General features: G+C 63.7%; 16 protein-coding genes. 2 read left to right on the top strand and 14 right to left on the bottom strand.

The window, feature by feature from the left end; genetic code table 11:
- Positions 1–8: 8 nt before the first annotated feature.
- Positions 9–656, bottom strand: a complete 648-nt coding sequence (locus LQ954_RS00145; protein WP_227771130.1) for a response regulator transcription factor — start codon at positions 654–656, stop codon at positions 9–11.
- Positions 646–2,616, bottom strand: a complete 1,971-nt coding sequence (locus tag LQ954_RS00140; RefSeq protein WP_227771129.1) for a PAS domain-containing sensor histidine kinase — start codon at positions 2,614–2,616, stop codon at positions 646–648. The genes LQ954_RS00145 and LQ954_RS00140 overlap by 11 nt, the downstream gene beginning before the upstream one ends.
- A gap of 657 nt (positions 2,617–3,273) precedes the next feature.
- Between LQ954_RS00140 and LQ954_RS00135 the strand changes: the two genes are divergently transcribed.
- On the top strand, positions 3,274–4,125 hold the full coding sequence (locus tag LQ954_RS00135) for a glycosyltransferase family 2 protein (RefSeq protein WP_231021349.1): 852 nt from the start codon (positions 3,274–3,276) through the stop codon (positions 4,123–4,125).
- Positions 4,126–4,146: 21 nt separating this feature from the next.
- Here LQ954_RS00135 and LQ954_RS00130 read toward each other — a convergent pair whose 3' ends face one another.
- The 11 genes from LQ954_RS00130 to LQ954_RS00080 form a co-directional block, all read right to left on the bottom strand.
- A complete protein-coding gene (locus LQ954_RS00130; RefSeq protein ID WP_231021348.1) occupies positions 4,147–5,631 on the bottom strand; it encodes a lipopolysaccharide biosynthesis protein in 1,485 nt (494 codons plus the stop codon).
- Positions 5,624–6,931: a polysaccharide biosynthesis protein GumE gene (locus LQ954_RS00125; RefSeq protein ID WP_231021347.1), complete on the bottom strand. Its 1,308-nt coding sequence runs from the start codon at positions 6,929–6,931 to the stop codon at positions 5,624–5,626. The genes LQ954_RS00130 and LQ954_RS00125 overlap by 8 nt, the downstream gene beginning before the upstream one ends.
- A complete protein-coding gene (locus LQ954_RS00120) occupies positions 6,924–7,985 on the bottom strand; it encodes a GumK N-terminal domain-containing glycosyltransferase (RefSeq protein WP_231021346.1) in 1,062 nt (353 codons plus the stop codon). The genes LQ954_RS00125 and LQ954_RS00120 overlap by 8 nt, the downstream gene beginning before the upstream one ends.
- 80 nt (positions 7,986–8,065) lie before the next feature.
- Positions 8,066–9,961: a WecB/TagA/CpsF family glycosyltransferase gene (locus LQ954_RS00115; RefSeq protein ID WP_231021345.1), complete on the bottom strand. Its 1,896-nt coding sequence runs from the start codon at positions 9,959–9,961 to the stop codon at positions 8,066–8,068.
- Positions 9,962–9,983: 22 nt separating this feature from the next.
- The gene (locus LQ954_RS00110) at positions 9,984–10,685 is read right to left on the bottom strand and encodes a hypothetical protein (protein WP_231021344.1); all 702 of its coding nucleotides are present in this window, start codon (positions 10,683–10,685) and stop codon (positions 9,984–9,986) included.
- Positions 10,682–12,049: an exopolysaccharide biosynthesis protein gene (locus LQ954_RS00105; RefSeq protein WP_231021343.1), complete on the bottom strand. Its 1,368-nt coding sequence runs from the start codon at positions 12,047–12,049 to the stop codon at positions 10,682–10,684. Before LQ954_RS00105 ends, LQ954_RS00110 begins: the two co-directional genes overlap by 4 nt.
- A 9-nt stretch (positions 12,050–12,058) precedes the next feature.
- Positions 12,059–13,429 (bottom strand): ATP-binding protein, encoded by a 1,371-nt coding sequence (locus LQ954_RS00100; protein WP_231021342.1) that lies wholly within the window; start codon positions 13,427–13,429, stop codon positions 12,059–12,061.
- Positions 13,430–14,221: an SLBB domain-containing protein gene (locus LQ954_RS00095; RefSeq protein ID WP_227771120.1), complete on the bottom strand. Its 792-nt coding sequence runs from the start codon at positions 14,219–14,221 to the stop codon at positions 13,430–13,432.
- Between the two features lie 14 nt (positions 14,222–14,235).
- The gene (locus LQ954_RS00090) at positions 14,236–15,348 is read right to left on the bottom strand and encodes a gellan polysaccharide biosynthesis protein GelF (protein WP_227771119.1); all 1,113 of its coding nucleotides are present in this window, start codon (positions 15,346–15,348) and stop codon (positions 14,236–14,238) included.
- Between the two features lie 71 nt (positions 15,349–15,419).
- Complete coding sequence (locus LQ954_RS00085; protein ID WP_231021341.1) at positions 15,420–16,448, bottom strand: glycoside hydrolase family 5 protein; 1,029 nt, start codon at positions 16,446–16,448, stop codon at positions 15,420–15,422.
- Positions 16,449–16,824: 376 nt separating this feature from the next.
- Positions 16,825–18,282, bottom strand: coding sequence for a sugar transferase (locus LQ954_RS00080; RefSeq protein WP_231021340.1), 1,458 nt, complete (start codon positions 18,280–18,282; stop codon positions 16,825–16,827).
- Positions 18,283–18,556: 274 nt separating this feature from the next.
- Here LQ954_RS00080 and LQ954_RS00075 point away from each other — a divergent pair, with 274 nt between their 5' ends.
- The gene (locus LQ954_RS00075) at positions 18,557–19,510 is read left to right on the top strand and encodes a hypothetical protein (RefSeq protein ID WP_231021339.1); all 954 of its coding nucleotides are present in this window, start codon (positions 18,557–18,559) and stop codon (positions 19,508–19,510) included.
- Positions 19,511–19,536: 26 nt separating this feature from the next.
- Here the strand turns inward: LQ954_RS00075 and LQ954_RS00070 are convergent, their stop codons facing one another.
- Positions 19,537–20,061, bottom strand: a complete 525-nt coding sequence (locus LQ954_RS00070) for a general stress protein (protein WP_231021338.1) — start codon at positions 20,059–20,061, stop codon at positions 19,537–19,539.
- Between the last annotated feature and the right edge of the window lie 28 nt (positions 20,062–20,089).

Raw genomic sequence — 20,089 nt, 5'->3', positions numbered from 1 at the left:
CAGGTGGCTCAGCGTGGATTGCCCTGCTGCGGACGTCCTTCGTTGGTGCGGCCGAAATCAGCCGAGAACGCAATCCGCAAGGCTTCGGAAAGGCTGCGCACGCCCAGTTTGGACATCAGATTCGCGCGATGGATCTCCACGGTGCGCGGGCTGATGTCGAGGTCGTACGCGATATATTTGTTGGGCAAACCGCGCGTCAGCCCGCCAAGGACGTCACGCTCCCGCTCGCTGAGCCGGGCAATCAGGCGCCGCGCCTGTTCCTCCCGGGCAGCCGCGGTGGATGCATCGGCCAGTCGATCGAACCCTTCGGTCAGCGCATCCATCAGCGCTTCGCGCTCGGGCGGCTTTTCCAGGAAGGTCAGCGCTCCCGCCCGCATCGCCTTCACCGCGACAGTGATATCGCCATGACCGGTGAGGACGATCACGGGCAGGTTGACGCTCGCCTGCTTCAGCTGCTGCTGCACTTCCAGCCCGCTGATGTCGGGCATCCGGATGTCGAGAAGCACGCATCCTGGATCGATCCGCGCCAAGGCATCGACAAAGGCCGTGGCGCTGCGCCAGCTACGAACGGCATATCCATCAGCCTCCAGCATGAAGGCAGTCGCCGCCCGGACTTCCTCCTCGTCATCGACGAGGTGAACCAATTTACTCTCCATGCGCATACCCCACTTTTCGGCACAAGGTGAAACGGAAGCTGGCGCCGCCACATGGCGACGGGCACGCCCAGATGCGCCCCCCATGCGCCTCCACGATCGTGCGGCAGATCGACAGGCCAACGCCAAGTCCGTTGCGTTTCGTACTCACGAATGCGTCAAACAGCTGCTCGGCCATTCCCGGCTGGAAGCCGGCGCCGCAATCGTCGATCCGCACCTCGACCTCCTCCGGCCGCGCCTCGACGCTGACGGTGATCAGGCGCGCATCGCCGTGGCGGATCGCCTCGACCGCATTGCGGACCAGATTGACGACGACCTGCTGGATCTGCACGCGATCGGCGAAGATCTCGGCGGGCGGCCCCTGGCGGAAATCCAGTGTTACGCGCGCTTCCTTCACCACCCCCGTCACCAGCGACAGGCCACTGGCGATGACTTCGTTCGCCTGTTCCACCGCCAGCAAGGTTTCGCCTCGCGACACGAATTCGCGCAGGTGGCTGATAAAGCGGCCAGCCCGTACCGCTTCCTTGGCGGCGGCCGCCAGCCCAACGTCAATACGTGGGTCGTGCGGCTCACTGGAGCGGGCCAGCAATCGCCGGCACCCCTCGATGTAACTGGCCATGGCGGTCATCGGCTGGTTTAGCTCGTGCGCCAGCGTTGATGCCATGGTGCCCATCGCGGTCAGCCGGGCGCCGTGCAGGACCTCCATCTGCAGCGATTCCACCATCGCGCGGGTCTTTTCCTGCTCGGTCAGGTCGCGGACGAACACGGTGTAGAGCCGCCGCGAGCCGGCGGACGCGGTGCCGATCGTCAGCTGCGCGGGAAACGTGCTTTCATCCACCCGCTGCGCGAACACGCGCCGCGTGGTGGTCTGCGACTCTGGCAGCTGTTCGGTCGTATCGGCGAAGAAATTGGCGACTTCGAAATGCCATTGCTCGCACAGCAGCATGGAGGCGTGCTGATTGATCACTGCCTTTTCGTCATAGCCGAACATCTGCTCGGCAGCGGGGCTGAACAGCTGGATATAGCCCTGATCGTCGAGGAGGATAGTCGCGTCCGGCACCGCCGCGAGGATGAAGCGAAGCTGGTTCTCACGCAGCCGCACCGCCTGTTCGATTTGAAGCTCCACGGTGACGTTGCGGATGACGACACCGAAGCCGCGATGATTTCCCTCCGCATCGCCGATCGAAGTGATCGTCAGCTGACCGGGAAAACGCGTCCCGTCGCGCCGCTGGCATTCGCCGGACTTCTCGTGCCGCCCGGTTTCGCGAGCGCGTGCCAGCCACACTTGCGCGGCATGCGGGTTCGTGCCCGGCGCGAAAAGCGAAAGATCCCGGCCGATCGCCTCTCCGTCGCGCCAGCCCAGAACATGAGCGGCACCCTGATTCCAATGAACGATGCGCCCGGATGGATCGAGCATGCAGATGGCGACATCGGCCGCACTATCCAGCAGCAGCTCCAGTTCCAGCGCTGCTCGCGTCAGCCGATTGGCCTCCGACTCCGCCTCGCCGCGCTGCAGAATGGCGCGAATGCCAACAAGACCAAGCGCGACCGAACACAATAACAGCAAGGTCAGCGGCGCGCCTTCGCGGCTGACATCCTCCCACTCGCGAAGAAACGCGGCGTTGATGGCGACGGACACCAGCACCGTGAGAAGCGCGAGCCTGACGCCGCCGAGCCACCACGCAAGCAAACCGGCAATAACGTAAAATACGTAATAGATGTTGCCGGGCAGGGATGGACCAAGCAGCAAGCGTCCAGCAGTGGCGACCAAGAGCAGCCCGGCAACGCCGAGCATCCGCCGTATCTTCAGCGAGTCCGTAAACAGCTGGCCCACGACGCCCGCTCGTGCTGGTGCCGCAGAAGACAGCGCCCGGTTGCGGAGGATTCCCCGCCCGAACAATGAAGACAGTGCAGAGCTACGCGCCGAAGCTCGCGGCTCCGCCTTGCCGAGCAAGCCCAGCATCAAGCCCCTCCTCCAACGTCAGAGTACGCCCCGACAAACCGAAGCCTTGTACCCGACGGCCGGAGCATCCTCCGGCAGCACCTGTGAACGGCGCGACCTTATTTTTCTGACCTCTACCTAGCTGAACTTACATATATTTCAACAACTGGGTTCATATCAAAGGTATTACAGAGCCTCTATTCCCAGCACGGCACACGACCCGAAATGAACCGGGTTCAATACTCCTCATTTCCGATGGGTTATTGTACGCAACCCTGCCAGCCGCTCGCGCTTGCAGGTCGACACTGAGTAATTGCGGCCGCCCGTCCCAGTTCATGACGACAGGTTGTTGATTGATAACTAGCGTTTTGCCGGTACAGGGCGAGATTTCCGCCGCTCAGGACAGATGACCTTCGCACCATTCCAATCGAACGGTTGCTCACCGACCGATCGAAGCACGCCTGTTGAAGAACAGGATTGCTCGAGATTCGGAAACAGCAATGGCGGAGAACAGATGAGCCATGAGAACGCGTCCTTTAAGCGACAGGAAATACTGCCCCTCGCTTTGCAGTGGTGGCAACTACGTAATCCTCGCTAGGTAATATGGAAAATGGACAGGGCGGGTCGGCGTTGTAGCATGGTTCCGGGCAGAACCTTCTTGCGATCACGGGAGCGACCATGAAGATCAGCGTCGTTATCCCCACACATCGCCGCGCGGACCTTCTCTCTCGCGCGGTGGAAAGCGTGCTCGCGCAGGCCCGCCCTGCGCACGAAATCATCATCGTCGACGATGCCGACGAGTCGGCCACCCGAATGGTGGCGGAACGAGTCGCTGCCTCCAGCGCGGTTCCGATTCGCTATATCCGCAACAGCGCGTGCCCGGGCGCATGCGGATCCCGAAACCTCGGCGCCTTTGTTAGCGCCGGGGACTGGCTCGCCTTTCTCGACGACGATGACGATTGGATGCCGAACTTTCTGGAGCAGCTCGCAAGCCCAGCAAGCGCCGGCACGCCTCTTGTCCTGTCTGGCCTCGTGCGGCACGAAGCCGGTCATGCGCCGGTTGTCCGAGCCAGCCCCGAGGGCTTAACCGCCTCCACCGTATTGGCTCACCGCAGTTCGATGACGGGCAGCAACTTCCTCATCCGCGCGGACCTGTTCTGCGCCGTCCGCGGCTTTGATCCCGAGATGACCGTCTTCAACGACTGGGATCTGTTCATCCGCCTGATCAAGCATGGCGCCACTTATGCGGTCGTGCCGGCGCCGCTCGCCCATTGGCGCGAACATACCGGCGAGCGCATCGCCACGCCCTCGCTTCGCCGCGCCGATGGGATCGCCCGCTTCATGGATCGGCACGGGCGCGGGCTGCCGCCGGCGATGCGACGCGAGCTGCGCACCACGATCCTTGGCATCCGCCGTGCCCATGCAGATGCGCGGTGGCGCTATCTGGAGCTCAGCGTCGCACTGGCGCTCGCCCATGGCCCGCGCGAGGCATTCGCCCGCTTGCTCGCCAGGCGTACCGCGGCGGCTTAACCGAAAGAGGCGCGGCGCTGGTCAGCCGCCATAGTCGGCGGCAGGTCGGCCCCCGGTACGGCTCGCCGCGCTTCGGGCCAGCTCCGCCAGTCGGGCGAGCCCAGCCCTCCCCTCCGCGGTCGTCAGTTGCGCGAGTGTCGCCAAGGCATAGGCGAGTAGGATGGCAACACCGAGCAGCGACAGCGGATCAAGCGAATTGCGCATCGCCTGAACAACCATCACGGCCATGCCCGCGCCAAGCAGCGACGGCATCAGCACGGCGTACAGATCCTGCGCCGAGACCGCCGTGTCGCGGGTCGCCATGCGGTACAGCAGCGGGATCCTTCCCAGCTCGCACATGGCATAAGCGGCAGCAACGCCGGTCGCGCCCCAGGGAAGGCCGATAATGAAGCTGGCTACCGTCATCACGGCGGAGATGACGCCCCACCGTACCATCGGGCGCGTACGGCCGCTGCTGATGAACAGCCATCCGGTAGCGTTGGACACCGGCTGAATGGCAGCGGTAAGCGCCAGCCAGGCGAAGATCGGGCCAGCGGAGCGCCACTGTTCGCCCAATAACAACACCATCACGGTCGTGCTGCATGCCGAAAGCGCAACGGCGCCGGGCACGATCGTTAGCACCAGCGCGCGAACTGCGAGCAGATACATACCGCGAAACGCCTCCGGCCGGTCCAGCGCCCGGCTGAGGCTGGGCAGCATCACCTTGCCCAGTGGCTGGTTGATGGTTTGCAGCGGCATCAGCATCAGCCGGTAGCTGCGGTCGTAAAGGCCGAGTTCGCCTGCGCCCCAGCGCTTCGCGATCAACAGATTGTCCAGGTTCCGGCAAATGAAGTTGAGCAGGTTAAAGCCGGTGATGTCGGCGCCCATCGATAGCATCGGCCGAGTGGCCGCGAGATCGAGGCGCCGTAGCGAGGGTCGCCAGCGCTCGCACCACCATGCCAGCATGCTGCCTGCCACGACGCCCGCCAGGGTGCCGAAGAAAAGCGCCCAATAGCTGCGCAGCCACCAAGCGAGCAGAATGGTGGCGAACAGGCCGACGAGGGCGTTCACCGTTTCCACGGCGCTGAGTGCGGCAAAACGCATGTGCCGGTTGAGCAGCGCGAGGTGTTGCGCGGCGACGCCGGTGGCGATGACGGAAAGGCCGCTCGCCGCCATCAGCCCGGTCACGCGCTGATCCCCGTAGAACATACCGACCAGCGGCGCGATCAGGATGAAGAGCAAGGCGATGGCGAGTGTGCCAAGGATGTTCAGCCAGAAGATGCCGTTGGCCTCGCTGGCCGAAAGGACCGGGCGCTGGATCACCGCCTGATTGAGCCCAAGGTTCTGGAAGATCAGGATGAACCCCATTACCGGCGCCACCATCGCCATCACGCCGTAGTCGGCGGGTGTAAGCAATCGGGCGACAAAGATGCTGGAGGCAAAGCTGGTGACGATCCGCACCGCTTGCGATGCCCCAAGCACCGCTGCTCCCCGCGCCGCGGCTCGGCCGGCGGGCACCTCAGCCATGCCCGCTCGCCCAGCCGCGCGCGCCGATGATGATCGGAGGATCCAACGTGGGGGGATCGTCGCCTGTACTGGCCGGGGCGCCCAGTCCCGCGGGCGCGGCACGGCGCCTCGCCTGACCGTAGCAGAAGCCGTAAACGGCCCACATGAACGCAGCGGTCTTGATCGACAGCAGCGCGTTGCTGATCGGCAGGCAAAGCACGACGAACAGCATGAAGCCATGTTTGCAGATCCGGCCGGCGCGATCGTCTCCCAGGCTCGTCAGCGTCAGCAGCAGCCACAGGCCAACCGCCACGAATATCGATTGGCGAACGACGAAATAGGCCAGCCCCGCATCCTCCATCCCCACGCGCTTGCTGCTTATCCCCAGCAGGTGATCGATGTTGAGGCGGCCGAAAGCATCCACTGCGTACCGCAACCGCCCCGCAAACGTGTCGCCGGTGTCGATCAGGAGGCCAAATCGCGCCGCCAGCACGAGCGCCAGGATACACCCCGGCAGGTAGAGGACGCTGAACCGTTCGGGCAGATGTCGTGCGATCGGAAGAAAGGCGAGCAGCATCAGGCAGACGCTGAGCGAGAGCCGGCCGTCACAGATGATCAACAGCATCAGCGTGGAAACGATCAGCCCTGTCCGGAGCAGAACGCTGAGCCGCGACCACAGCACTGCCGTGGCGATTGCCACGACAACTGACCAATTTCCCAGCGACACCGGTTCCAGAAACAGCGATGACCCGCGGTGCAGCCCCGACCCCGCGAGCAGCAGCCGGCCTTGTGGACGTTCCGAGCTGATGAACAGATCTCCGCCCGCCCAGAAGTCCGCTTCGGAAAAGCCGCGAGTACGCACGTAATATTCCGCGATCTTGAACGTCGCGCCGAACCCCTCCGGGTCCGCTACCTCCCAAATGCCAACGATCAGAACCAGGGCCTGCAACATGACCAAGGTGACGATCAACCTTCGGGGGGTGAGCCGCGCGCCGAGCATGATGAAGGCTGGCACCAGCAGCACATCGCCAAGGCTTTTGGCATCGAACTGCGACCGGACAGCGCCGGTAAGCGCGCTGATTGCCAGAAGCCCCAGCACCGCCGCGATCCAGCCATAAGGCGGCGCCTTCGGCTGCGCCATTCCAAGGATCAGCGCGCCCGCAACGATCAGCGCCTGCGTTGATGCCACCAGCGACGCGCTGAGTGGAAGGCCAATGGCTCCTGCGAGGGCAAGCGCGGGATTGAACAGCACGGTTGCGGCCAGCAGGATCGCGCAAGCGGCCTGAATGTTGACGCTGCCCTGTTCCGCCTGCTCAGCCATGGATTGCCTCCATCAGCTGCCGAGCAACGTCATCCCAGCCGGGAACAGGCTGGGCCTGATGTGGCGCATCTGCCGCCATCCTCACCGCGGCCACGAGGCTCTCCGCGCGCGCAGGATCGTACCCGAACCGCAGCGCGCTGCCGTCGAGGGCGAAGTGGGGGCAGACGGCAGGCAGACCGAGAGCACCATATTGCAGCAGCTTCAGGCTGCTGTCGGCGAGATATTCCGCTGCAGGACCAGGAAGATATGGCGCCAGGCCAATATCGGCATGCTGCAGATACGGCAGCGTATCTGCGAACGGCATCTCGCCATATTGCCTAACGTTCGGGCCAAACTGGCCAGCGGGTGCGCCGATCAAGTGAAACGTCCAGTCCGGCAGTTCACGAGCGGCAACGCTCACGGCTTCGGCGTCGAACAGCATGGAGCCTACCGAGACGATATTGCGCCCACCGGCGTAGGGACTTCGTGTCGCCGCCTCGATCTGCGCGCGATCGACGCCATGCCTGATCAGTAACTTTCGACCTGGAAAATGCGCAAAGTGCGGGAGCATCTCGCGCGCGACGACGACGATCAGGTCGATGCTGGCCGCGTCGCGCTCCAAGATGCGCTGCACCCGCGGATGAACACCAGCGGTGTCGAGAAGGTCGGCCGCGCGATAAACCAGCGTTGCCCTGGGAGCATGCGCCCGCAACCGGCGGATCAGTACAGGAGCAATGCCCGATTCAACAATGATTGTGTCCGCATCGGCCGCGGCCTCGTCCAGCTGCCGACCCGGAAGAAGGGACCAGAAGTCATAGAGCCAGCCGACCTGCGCTCCGATACCCGGCAGGTCCACGGCATGCCACGGCGTCTTCCAAAGCAGCGCTTTAACGCCGTCGCGTTCCTCCCATTGATTGGCCCGATCGGCAAAGGCGCAGCGCCGATCCTTTCGCAGATGGGACAGCCAACTGAACCCCACAGAGACGAAACGCACATCGTGGCCCTGCGCGGCCATGGCCTCGGCCAGAAAGTGGATGCTGGCCCGGCGGCCAGTACGATAATCGTGGCGGGACACGATAAGCACACGCCTTCGCGCCGCCTCCGGAGCGGGCGCCGCGGGCATCGCTCCCCCATTGCTTCGCGACGCCACCATGATCAGGCTCTGCTGGTCACAGTCTCGGGCGAGCGTTCGGGCATACGCCAGTTACGAGGGTCGACATGATGGACCCCCGCTGCCGCTTCCCGCACCAATCCGATCAGGAAGCGGGCATTGCCGATGGTGTAGCGGCGAAGCAGGCGGCGGGGATCGCTGAGCGCGCGATGAACCCACTCCAGACGCGCTGCCCGCACCCATTCCGGCGCTCGCTGCGTAGCCTCTGCCGTGAAGTCGATGAACCCGCCGACGCAGATCACCGGCATTCGCAGCGCCTCCACGTTCCGCGCCGCCCAATTTTCCTGATACGGCTGCCCCATGCCCACCAGCACGACATCGGGTGCGGCATGCCTGATCCGATTGCGGAGTTCCGGCTCGTCCTCCAGACCGAAGAAGCCGTGAGCGCTGCCCACCACATCAATGTGCGGATAACGGCGCATCAGCACGCGACCAGCACGCGCCGCGATTCCAGGCGCGCTTCCCACCAGATAGACGCGCAGCCGCCTATCGGCATGGGCAAGAAACGACGGCAGCAGGTCAGTGCCGTTGAGATTGGCGGGGAAGCGGCTGCCGTAAAGAATGCGGCTGGCGATATCGAGTCCAACGCCATCGTTCAGCACCAACGCCTTCGACATGGCCGCGACCAGAGACCCGTCATCACGCGCCGTCGTCACCGTATGGGCGTTGCAGAAGGACACCACCTTGGGTTCGTGCCGGTCCACGATCGATTCCAGCTGAGCGATCGCCCGCGGCTCGTCCAGTGCCTGTACGGCGATTCCGCCGATCCAGCGGCGCTCCTGCCCCAGCAGCTCCTTATAGACCGAGTCGATACATTCGGCCGTATAGGGCCAAGTGAAGGTGGCGAGCGCGCCGCCACGCGCGTCGGCTGATGGCGGGCGCAACGCTCCCGCAGCGTGGCGCCGGCAGAACTCGGCGGCACTGGCAGGATCCTCGAAATCGATCAGATCGCCGAAACGAAGCCGGTCCCGCGTGCGTCGATGCGCCGGTATATCACTGAGGATCGGGTAAAGGCCTGCTGCGGCTGCTTCCACCGCCGCAAGACCGAACCCCTCGAACGCCGAACTTGAAGCAAATATGCTGGCGCTTGCGATGAGCGCTCGCAGGTGTGCATCGTCGGGGAGCGCATGCACTTCCACCCGGCTCTCGATGCCCAGCCTTCGTGCCAGTTGCGTTAGATCATCCGGCTCCACCCCCATCGGTCGACCGGCAATGATGAGGCGCCATTCGCGATCAATCTCTGCAACGCGGGCGAACCACTGCAACAGCAGATCGGGTCGCTTGTTTGGCGCAAGCCGTCCGAAGGAGATGATGGTTTTGGCGTCCGGCGCGGCGATGTTCGAAAAACGGTCGATCTCAACCCCGTTCTCTACCGTGACCAGGCGATCACCGCAGATCGGTTCGAACAACGCTGCATCGGCATGGCTGCACGCGATCACTGCGCCATAGCCCTTTAGCGCGTGGCCAGTGATGTGCTTGAAGTACCATTTCTTCAGCCCGTGCGCGTAAGGCGTGTGGAAGAAGCCGCCATGCGTGCTGAGCACCATCGGCTTGCGGTGGATGAAGCCGGCATGGGCCAGAAAATCCGCGAAGAAATCCACGGCATGGACATGGATAAGGTCCGCGTCGCGCACATGACGGAGCACGCCTGGCGCCAGCGGGTAGCGTTTGCTGCCGCGGTAGGCCACGCGGTGAACGTCCACCCCGTCAATCACCTCATGATCGGGTAGCAGAATATCCGGCGCGTCAAACAGCCGGTTCAGCGTTACCACGGACGGCTCATGACCCTGGCGGCGTTGTTCGCGAACCAGGCACCGCACATAGTTTTCCAGCCCGCCGACACCGGGTGCGAACTGCCGCACGACATGAACGATGCGCATATGCGTCTCCTCCGAAGGCGGATCAGGCGACCAGAAACGTTCCGAGCAGCGGCGTGCCCTGCATGCGCAGGCGGCCGATCATTTCGCCCACGCAACTCACCGTGGAGTGATCCTGGCGAAGCACCACGATGGCCGCCTCGGCAGCTTCGGAAAGCGGGCAATCGGTACTGGTATGACTGGCGTCGATCAGCAGCAGATCGAAGTCATCGACCAGCGGTTCGAGAAAGCGATGCGGGTCGACCGTGCCGCCGACGTTCGACTGTTCCACACCACCGACCGACAACAGGAACAGGTCCGGCACCGCGGTCTGCTGAACAAAGGCGCCGAGGTCCGCCACTTCCTCAAGCGGGGCCACTGCCGCGCCCGGCTCGATACGGAACAAGCGCGTCTGCACGGCCTGGCCATTACTGGTGTCGACCAGCAGGGTTCGCCACCCCGAACGAGCGCTTGCGATCGCCAGGTTTCCGGCCGTCAGTGCGGTTTCGGGCTCGGCCTCCGCGCTCAGCAGCACGATCGACTTCGGTGGTCGGCCGTCCTTCAGCCGCGCCGCAGCGATCATCGTCCGCAAGTTGCGGGCGGCCTGTGCCAGAGTATCCACCGGATCGTTGCCGCCAGGCACATGCGTATCAAGCTCGAAAGGTGCGGTCCGTTCACCTTCATCGTCGGCGTCGCCGGGCGGCGCGCCGTGAGAGCGGTAACTCGGCTCAAGAGTACGAAGTCTCATGCCGTCTGAGCTCCCGGTAACAAGGGTGGTTTGGCGCCAATTCGCGCCACGCCGAGGACAGGCGCGCCGCTGAGCGCCCGCAATGCGCCTACGCTCCGGACCCGGGGACGACGGAATTCCAGTGCCGCCGCGACGCCGACAGCGAGCAGCAATCCGAACAGCAGCGACAGCAAGAAGCGGATTGCGATGTCGGGACTGCTGGGCAGCAGCGGCGGCTCCGCCCGGTCGAGTTCCCGCACGTTCGTGGCCGGCAACGTGCTTCGTAGCCGCATCGAGGCCAATTGCTGCATGACGGCGTCATATTCCCGCCGCGCGGAAGCGGCGTCGCTTTCCAGCACCTCCAGCGTGCTTCGATCATCCGCAAGCGCCAGCATCCGCGCACGTTGCTGCGCCAGAAGCCCCCGGATCTGAGCCTCACGTGAGTTGGAAGCGGCCTGCGCAGCGCCTAGCGCACTCGACGTCTTGCCGGTTTCGCTGCCAAGCTTCGCCCGAAGCTCTGCCAGTTCGGCATTGGCGGCGCGCATATTCGGGTGGTTGGCACCCAGTTCGCTGCTCATCTCCTGGATCTGTGCGGACTTGGTGGCGATCTGCGACCGAAGGCCCTGAATAACGGCGCTTTGCTGCACTTCGGCGAGGTTTGCGCCGCCGACCGATGCGCGGGCGCGAGCGTCGGCGGCCTGCGCTTCCGCAGTGGAAAGCTGCGACGACAATTCTCCCAACCGGGTGCTCTCCGCGTCGATCGAGCCGGTGGAGATGATGCCGCGCTTGCGCTGAAATTCGGAGAGCGCGGTCTGGCTCGCCTCGAGCTTCCGACGGGCTTCCCCGATCCGCCGTTCGAACCATGACGCATAGGTTCGGGCCGGATCCGTGCTCATGGCGAGTCGCTCGGCCGTGTAAGCAGCGGCAAAGGCGTTGGCGATCTGTGCGGCCCTTGCTGCGTCCGACGACGTGTATCTGATGACCAGCAGGTTATCGGTGGAGTTCGTGACGACTTCCAAGCCAGCCAGCAGGCGCTTGGCCGCCCATCCACGGAGGCTTTGTACTCCGCCTGTCGCTTCCATCCACGCCTGACGGACGGCGGGATCGTTGAGTTGCCCGATCATTGCCGCGACACGGGCGGCGATCGGTGCACTCGCGACGATCTTCGCCTCGGTGGCAAGCGCAGTGCCAGCCTTGGAGGGCTGATCACCCGTGGACCCCACCGGATCGGGAACCTTGGAATCGATCAGCAAACTGGCAGAGGCGACATAGGATCTGGGCGTCAATGCGATCCAGACAGCCGCCAGCACTGCCGTGCCGACGATGATGGCCAGCATCAATCGCCAGCGCTGCACGATGCCGCGCAAAAGATCAGGAAAGGGCATGCGGGCGCCTCATCTGGATGCAGAAAACGTGATGGGGGATTGATCGTGCGGGTCGCTCGCCTGTGCGGCATGGGTCGCAAGGATCCCGAGAAAGAATTGCGGCGCCACGCTGTCGCGGAAGACGTGGCAATCCGCTCCGTCCGGCACTAACGCGGGGCCGAAACGCGCAATCGCCATTGTCGCGTCAGCGCCGATCAGCTGATGCAAACGGGCATGGCTCACCACATCCTCGACAGCAGCCAGTCGTGCCACCGCGGCAAGCGCGTGCGTCTCCCCGGGCGGGCCGTTGACGAGATCGTGGAAGAGTTCTGCGTCCTCACCGCTGAGGCGGGACCAATCCTCGGCAGCAGTGACGATGCCGGCAAGCGCCGCCGCGCCCGACACCTGCTCCCTGCCCTCGCGCAGGGTGCGCAACACCGCATGGGCGCAGAATAATCGTGCATGATAGGGCGAGCCGCAAGCGAGATCGAGGATCAGCTGCTGGCTGTCATCATCGAACGTGATGCCGATCTTCTGACCGCCATTCTGTATCATCTCGCGTACGGAGCGCGCGTCGATCCGCCCTAGCGGGAAGGCAGAAAGGTGCCGCCGCAACGACGGGTGATCATTGATCAGGTGGCGCAAGTCGCGCGCGATGCCCACCAGCATGATCTGCACGGGGATGCTGGCGTCCGACAGCATCTTCAGCAGCGCGGCCGTTTCGGCCCGCACCTCTGGATCTGTCACGCGATCATATTCGTCGAGGATGAACACGGTTCGCCCACGCCGGATGAAGGACAGGGCCTCCACCACATCGCGCACACCGCTGTTCTTCCCGATGAGCCGGGCGCGCTCGCGAAAGGCGGCGAGGTCGCGCGGCGCGACTGCCGTGTCCGGCACGTCGCCAAGGTATAATGCCATCAGCGCGCCGAAGCTCTGTTGCGGCTCGCAGGCGGTGTAAATGATCGTCATGCCCTGCTGGTCGGCGTAATCGGCAAAGACCCGCACCAGGGACGTCTTGCCGGATCCGCGTGCGCCGTAGATCAAGGCGTGCTGGTGCCGATCCACGACAGCCTCAAACAGCGCCTCCAGCATATGGGTTCGCCCATATAGATCCCGACGGCTGGCGATTGGCTGCGTACTGTTGAAGCTGGCGTTCACCGCCTGCCGGCGAGGGTCGGTGATGCCGGCAAGTTCACGCGCGGTGCGGATCGGCCGGGCCGGTGCCCCCGGCGTTTCACGGCGCGGCACCTGCGACCCCTTTGCTGCCACAGCACCGGGTGCCGCCTGAGGGATGGCCGGTCGCACTGGCTGCGGACCGTTCAATGTCGTCGCGAACCGGCGCAGCCATTGCAGCAGCCGCGCCAAGGTTCCGGACGCATGGGTCAGGTCGATAGCCATTCAGAACAGCTTTTCGTTGACGTAGAAGACGTCGCCCGGCTGCACCTTTGCATCCAGCGGGACACGCTTTTGCGAAACGCTGCCCCGGGTCAGCGTGACCCGTCGCCGGGAGCCCGCCAATGTCGGTCCACCCGCCTCGGCCAGTGCCTGCATCACCGTCATATCCGAGCGCAGCGGAATTCGACCGGGCTTGTTGACCTGCCCGTAGACAAAGATCATCGGCGCGGGCGGAACGAACAACGTGTCGCCAGCGACCAATGGCTGCGCGAGGCCGAGGCCTTCCGGATCATCCGTGCGCACCCTTTGATCCGGGCGACCGGCGCGCTTCAGGATCACGTAATCGGCGGCATCGCTTCTGGTGCCCCCCGCGCGGGCCAGCGCCATGGCAAGCGTCAGAGGTCGATCCAGCGGATAGATGCCCGGCGATTGCAGGCTGCCGAATACCGTTACCGCATTGCTGACGAAGTTCACCACTTCGACATTCACGACAGGATTGGTGTATAGCTTCCCGCTGCGCAGCCGCTTTGCGATGGTTTCGGCAAACTCACGCGTCGTTTGCCCGCTGGCCGGCACGTCGCCGAGCATCGGAACCGTGACGCTGCCGTCTTCCTTCACCCGCGTTTTCACGTCGATGGGATGCGTTCCAAAGACGGAGATCTGCAGCTCGTCATTCACTCCCAGCCGGTAAGCCGCATCGGCTGCGACGGAGGCCGGGCCGCCGGTTGGTACGGCCGCAGCCGCCACTTGCTGGGGCGACGCGAGAAGCAGCAGGAGCATGATCGGGAGAGGCATCGTAACTTCTCCAATCAGAAGCGAAGGGACAGCGAGGCTGCCCCCGACGTTGATGAAAAGCGGTAGAAGCTGAGCGGCGCGTCACGATGCTCATGCCGCGCCGTAAGGCCTGCCCTCAGGCGCTCGGTGACGTCGAACGAATAGCCGGCGAAGACCCCGTAAGTGGCATCCCGCTCGCGCGGGAAAGGAGTGTCGACGATCAACTGACCGCGAAGTGCCCTTCGCAGATAGCGCCCGCCCAAGCGGATTTGCGAGCGCGTTGACGGGCGGTAGGTGGCGTTGGCCCTGGCTTCGGTCTGAATGGTATAGGCCGTCGCAATGTTGCTTTGATTGGCAATGTCGCGAGAGAGCTGGATATCAGCCTCAAGCGATGGCGCGGGACGAAATTCGATACCGCCCCTGAACCCCATCCCGCTGAAGTTCGCCCAGCTGTCATCTTCCGTTTCAACGCGGAGGTAATAAGCGGCTGCTCTGAAGGAGATGCGCGGTGCAACAGCGCGTCGGAACTCAAGGCCGGCACGGTATGTCTCCGTCCGGTCGTTTAAGTCCGCGATGTCGCGGAGCACCGGCCGGTCGAACCGCTCATAGCTTCCAACGAGCAGCACGTCTCCGACGCTCGGCAGCGAATAGCCGAGCCCCGCTTCGACATAATCATCGTTAAGGTTGAAGACCCGGCGTCGCTCCGCACTGTTGGTCACCCGGGTCAGCCGTCCGGCGAACCGGGGATACAGGCCGGCCGGTCGGCGACACGCTAGCGATATTTCATAATCGGTTCGCCGCTCTGTGTTGCCGACGATCACGCCCTGGTCGGAAAGCTGCGCCTGGCCCCAATTGAGGCGTACGCCTGGCCTGATATTGCAGAACGCACCCAGGACGATGTTCACGTCTGCGCCGAGATCGATCCTTTCTCGATCCAGAAAGGAGTAGCGGCCGTGGAAGTCATAGCCGGCCGTGCCGCCGATCGTGAGTTGGTGCCGGCCGCCGATCAGACGGCGTATGTTCACGTCCAGTTGCGGGGTGACCCGAACATCGTCGCGGTCGCCCGGCGCGCGCTCCTCGCTCAGGCGGAGCAGGTTGGTATCAAAGGTGGAGACCACCGCTGCGCGCACGTCGAGCGTATCCGGCACGGTTTGAGCCGAGGCGTTGGCGCTTGCTAACGCGACGCCGACGGCCGCGAACCAAAATGTGTGCCGCGCTCTCATCTTTGGGGTGCCCGAGTGAAGCGGCTGAGCACGGCCATCTGCGCCTTCGCCCGCCCGTCCCCGGCGGGCTGTACATTCATCGGATATTTGCCCCACCAATCCCCCCCGGCCCAATATGCCCAGCCCAGCCACACGTCGGGCGCGCGCTGCACCGCGCCGAGCAGCGACGACAAAGCAGCCAGACACTCGGCACTGGCCGCCGCCCCGAATTCACCCAGGAAGCCCCGCTGGCCCTGATGCCGCAGCCAGCGGGTCGCGGGCTCCAGGCGGCGCGCTGCCGCGGCGGGATCGACGCACTCTGACTTCGTCCCGGAATGATCCCGGTCGAGATATTGGTGCATCTCAAAGGCGAAATTGCCGGCGGGGTCGCTGAAGTCGGCGAAGGCAGCGGCGTTGGAGGCCGCGCCCCCACGCGTCCAGCTATGCGCACCCGTCCAGTTGCTCCCAGGGACCAAAATTAAGTTTCGCGCGCCAGTGCCCCGGATCGATTGAACTGCGCGGTCGACCATCCCGCGCCATGTGCGCGCCGACATTCCGTTCGGCTCATTCATCAGACCGAAGGCGATCTGCGGATGGCCGCGGTAATATGTCGCCAAGCGGCCCCACAGATCGGCAAGCCGGGCAGCACCACCCTCCCACTGGTCCAGGCGTTTGCCGCGCAGCCGTCCATAATTGTGCAGATCGAGGACAATCAGGCGGAAGCCCGCAAGCTGGGCAAATGCGCGATCAAGACGCGCCATTTCGCCAGCGTCCAGATCTCCTCCGGGAGCGCGCTGAATACGCTCCCAGAGCACCGGTACCCGCGCGATCTGCATTCCGCTGTTCACGAACGGAGAAGCTGTCTTGCCCGATGGGTAGATATAGTCCTTGCCATAGACGCCTGGGGCGCGGCGTGCGTTGAACTCTCCGCCCGCAAGATTGATGCCGCCCATCGGCAAGCGCGAAGCCCTGTTCGCCGGTTCCGCCTCCGCCCACGAGGGAGCCACAAGGCACGCGAACATCACGACAGGGACAAGCCACGTCATGAGCCCCGCCACCGCCGATGCGCACCGATGTTCGTCAGCGATACTGGCGCGCTACCCGTTCGACCGAACAAACTTCGCGTGGCAAACAGTGAAGCCACGGCATTGCTGCCCATCTTGCCGCTCCTGGAACTTGCGACGCAGAGCGCATTCACTGCAATCGCCAATGACCATCCCGTCAGGAATGGCCAGGTGCAACGCTGCCAGAATCCAAGTGCCCTATCACTAAGGAAAAACGCTTAAGCATCGCGCTCTATGCGTATGATAAGGGTGGCTTTTCCCAGGAAAACCTATCCGGATTACTTCGCCTAATTACAAGTTGCCAGCAGCCCGCCTCACGCGATCGACTAGCTCAGATGGAGAACCTTTTTAGACTGCATCAATAAGCATTTCGGTGCACCAGCACGCTAAAGGTGGCTAAGATGATCCGCACGTCATGCCGTAGTGACCAGTTTGCGACATATTCCAGATCCGCCTGCAGCCGGTTCGTCAAATCGCTGGAAGCGGCGGTGGACCCCCGGAAACCCCGCACCTGGGCCAACCCGGTCAGCCCCGGCTTTGCCGCGTGACGATGCCAGTAGCGCTGGTCCACTTCCCAAAACAGCGCCTCACCGGCCAACGAACCCAAAGCATGCGGTCGTGGCCCGACCAGGCTCATGTCACCGTTGAGCACGTTGAAGAACTGCGGAAGCTCATCCAGGCTCGATGAGCGCAGGATGCGGCCAATTGGCGTCACTCGCTCATCGTCCCTGCGCGTGGATTGTGCGCCGTCGCGGTCCAGTTGACCGACCCGCATGGTTCGAAATTTGTAGAGATTGAACAGGCGATTGCCTTGGCCAACCCGCTTCTGGACAAAGAATACTGGCCCGCCATCGTCCAGCTTGATGAGGACGGCGATGACCAGCGTGGCAAGCAGCAGCACCGGCAGCAACACAATGGCCACACCAAGATCAAGCGCGCGCTTGACCATTCTGTCCCGTGCGCTCAGGTGACCGCGGGTTACCATTATCGTCGTTGCGCCGTCAAAATGTTGCAAGCCGAGAGGCTGAAGCGCGCAAAGCTCCGGCAGGATCAATTCCACGTCGACCCCCGTGCCCCGTAGTGCGGTGATCCACGCTTCGCGCCGTTCTGGCGGGCAGCACACCACGATCCGGTCTGCCCGGCGGGCCAGCCGGCCGATCCGATCCAGCATGAGCGGATCGTCCATAGAGGGCTGGATGCCGGCTTCGCGAACGCACACGACGAACTCGCCGGGTTTTGCCGCTCGATCGACGCCGTCGCAAACGACCAATTTGTTGGTCGGGCCGTCCGGCATCAGGGCACGGGCGCGCCATGCCGTGAACCGACGAACGACGAACAGCCCGATCATTCCACAGGGGGCAAGCAGCGCCAATCCGGCAATGGCGGATATTCCATGCGGAACGAACAACATAACCGCCGAAGCCATGATGAACAGCGCAAGCGACAACGCTCCCCACCCGCGGCGCAAACTGGTGGAGAAGTTCGAGATGGCCTCGAAACCATAAACCTTGGTGTTGATCGCGATCAGCAGAAACAGTGACACCAAAGCCACCATATGGGTGTCGGAAAAAACCAGTCGGCCAGGCCTGCGGACCAATGCAAGCACACCATAGCTGGCTGACAAGAACAGGACGTCCATCGTCAGCATCAGCAATGCAATGCGCAACCGAAGCGCCGCCTTGTCGACCGGGAAGGCCTCGTCCGCACTTGGACGCTCTCCAAGAGCCTCCGCAAGGGATGGCAGCAAGGCCGGCCTTGGCACGCGAAGCAAGGACGCTTGATCGGGCGCGCTCAGCCCCTTGTCAGACATCGGCATGCCTCATTTCTGGCCACGATGCGCCGCCGCGCGCCTAGTGCACCGGTGCGTCGGCGGCGCATCGCTCACCAACGGATTGAGGCCTCTCCGAAGACACCCCCTTACACCGGGTCAACGCGCAACCGCCTCCATCTAAGTCATTAGATGTACGATCTAAACAACACGATGCACCCAGGATGGGCAATAAGGATACTTCCTGATCATACCCATGTTTCTATACTTAGGAACTATTACGGGATGAAAGGTTCTCGCCTGGACCATATCCTGACAAGTGATGACCAAACAGGCTATTGCCCCAAGGCCGATCAGCGACACCTCTGCCAACTTGAAGCGATCGCTTCCTTTGTTCGATCTGCTGCAGCGCGCGCGGCCAGCGGCTCGGCGGCGCATCGACGAAGTCCGGCAGCTGATCTGGGCCAATCTGCCGGTCTGGCAGCCGCCCGGTCGCCCACACGGATTGGCAAGCGAGCTGATCGTGTCGGTGACCTCCTATCCCCGGCGCTTTCGCTCGCTTCACTACACGTTGCGATCGCTGCTGGAGCAGGATGTTAAAGCCGACCGGACGATCTTGTGGATAGCCGAGCGCGATCGTGATGCCATCCCACGCGCGGTGTGGGCGCTGCGCGACAGGGGGCTGGAGATACGCTTCTCCGCTGACGTTCGATCCTACAAGAAATTGGTGCCTGCCCTTGAAGCGTTTCCCCATGCCTTCATCGCAACTGCGGATGACGACATCATCTACCCGCCGGATTGGCTCGGAGTGCTGGTCGACGGCTACAGTCCCGTAGATCCCTCCATCGTGTGCCGACGTGCGCATCGGATTGGCTTCGACACAGAAGGCTTCAAGCCGTACCTGGCCTGGGAGCTGAACTTAAACGATGGCTCGGCCTTCGAACCAGCGGATGATCTGCTGGCGGTGGGTGCGGGAGGCGTTCTCTACCCACCGGGCGCATTGCACGCCGATGTGCTGCGCGCTGACATGTTCATGCAGCTTGCCCCTCAAGGCGATGATCTTTGGTTCTGGTGGATGGGCCGCCGGCTTGGCACCAAGACGAGATGCGCTGGCGAGATGAAGGAGTATCGATACGTCGTCGGCACGCAGGCGGTGGCGTTATGGGGCGAGAACAGCACGGGCGGTAACGATCGCCAACTTGCCGCGTTGGTGTCCGCGTTCGGCTATGACCAGGTAAGGCCGGGCGGGCCGGATAGGGTTCCGGCCCGCCTTTGAACATTGTTCGACCTGGCTAAAGGCGATCAGACGGTGCCCGCTGCCCTGGGGCGCGCAGCGCTGTGGCCGCCGGCACGATAAAGGATCTCGGCAGCCTGATCTGCAGCCAAGCCACCCGCACCAGTGTCAACCGAGACGAAAACGCCGCCTTCGTTGACCCGGCCACCGTAGTAACTCGCGTCCTCATGGCTGACGCCGTGGTCGGTCATCACTTTCTCGAGCCCGCCTGCCGCGCCGCCCAGGGCGGCACCGGTGATCGCCATGCCTGGGACCGCTGAAGACGCGATGGCACCAGCGGCTGCGAGCGGGCCGACACCCGGAATGGCGAGAGCGGCGATGCCTAGAAGCGTGCCGATGCCGGCACCTGCCGCGACCTTGCCGATGAACTCCTTGCTGCCCGCACCGCTGCCCTCATCCGAGGTGCCGTCACCATCATGCCTAGCAATAACGGAAATCGCATCGTCGGAGATGCCGCTGCTACGCAACTCGGCGACGGCACGCTCCGCTTCTGCATGACTGTCAAACACGGCTGACACAAGATTGGCGTTCATCATCCCTCCTTTTGCGAAAAGGTTCGCA

The organism is Sphingomonas sp. IC-11, from assembly GCF_021043365.1.
Classification (GTDB): domain Bacteria; phylum Pseudomonadota; class Alphaproteobacteria; order Sphingomonadales; family Sphingomonadaceae; genus Sphingomonas.
This window is presented reverse-complemented; position numbering and strand designations above follow the sequence as displayed.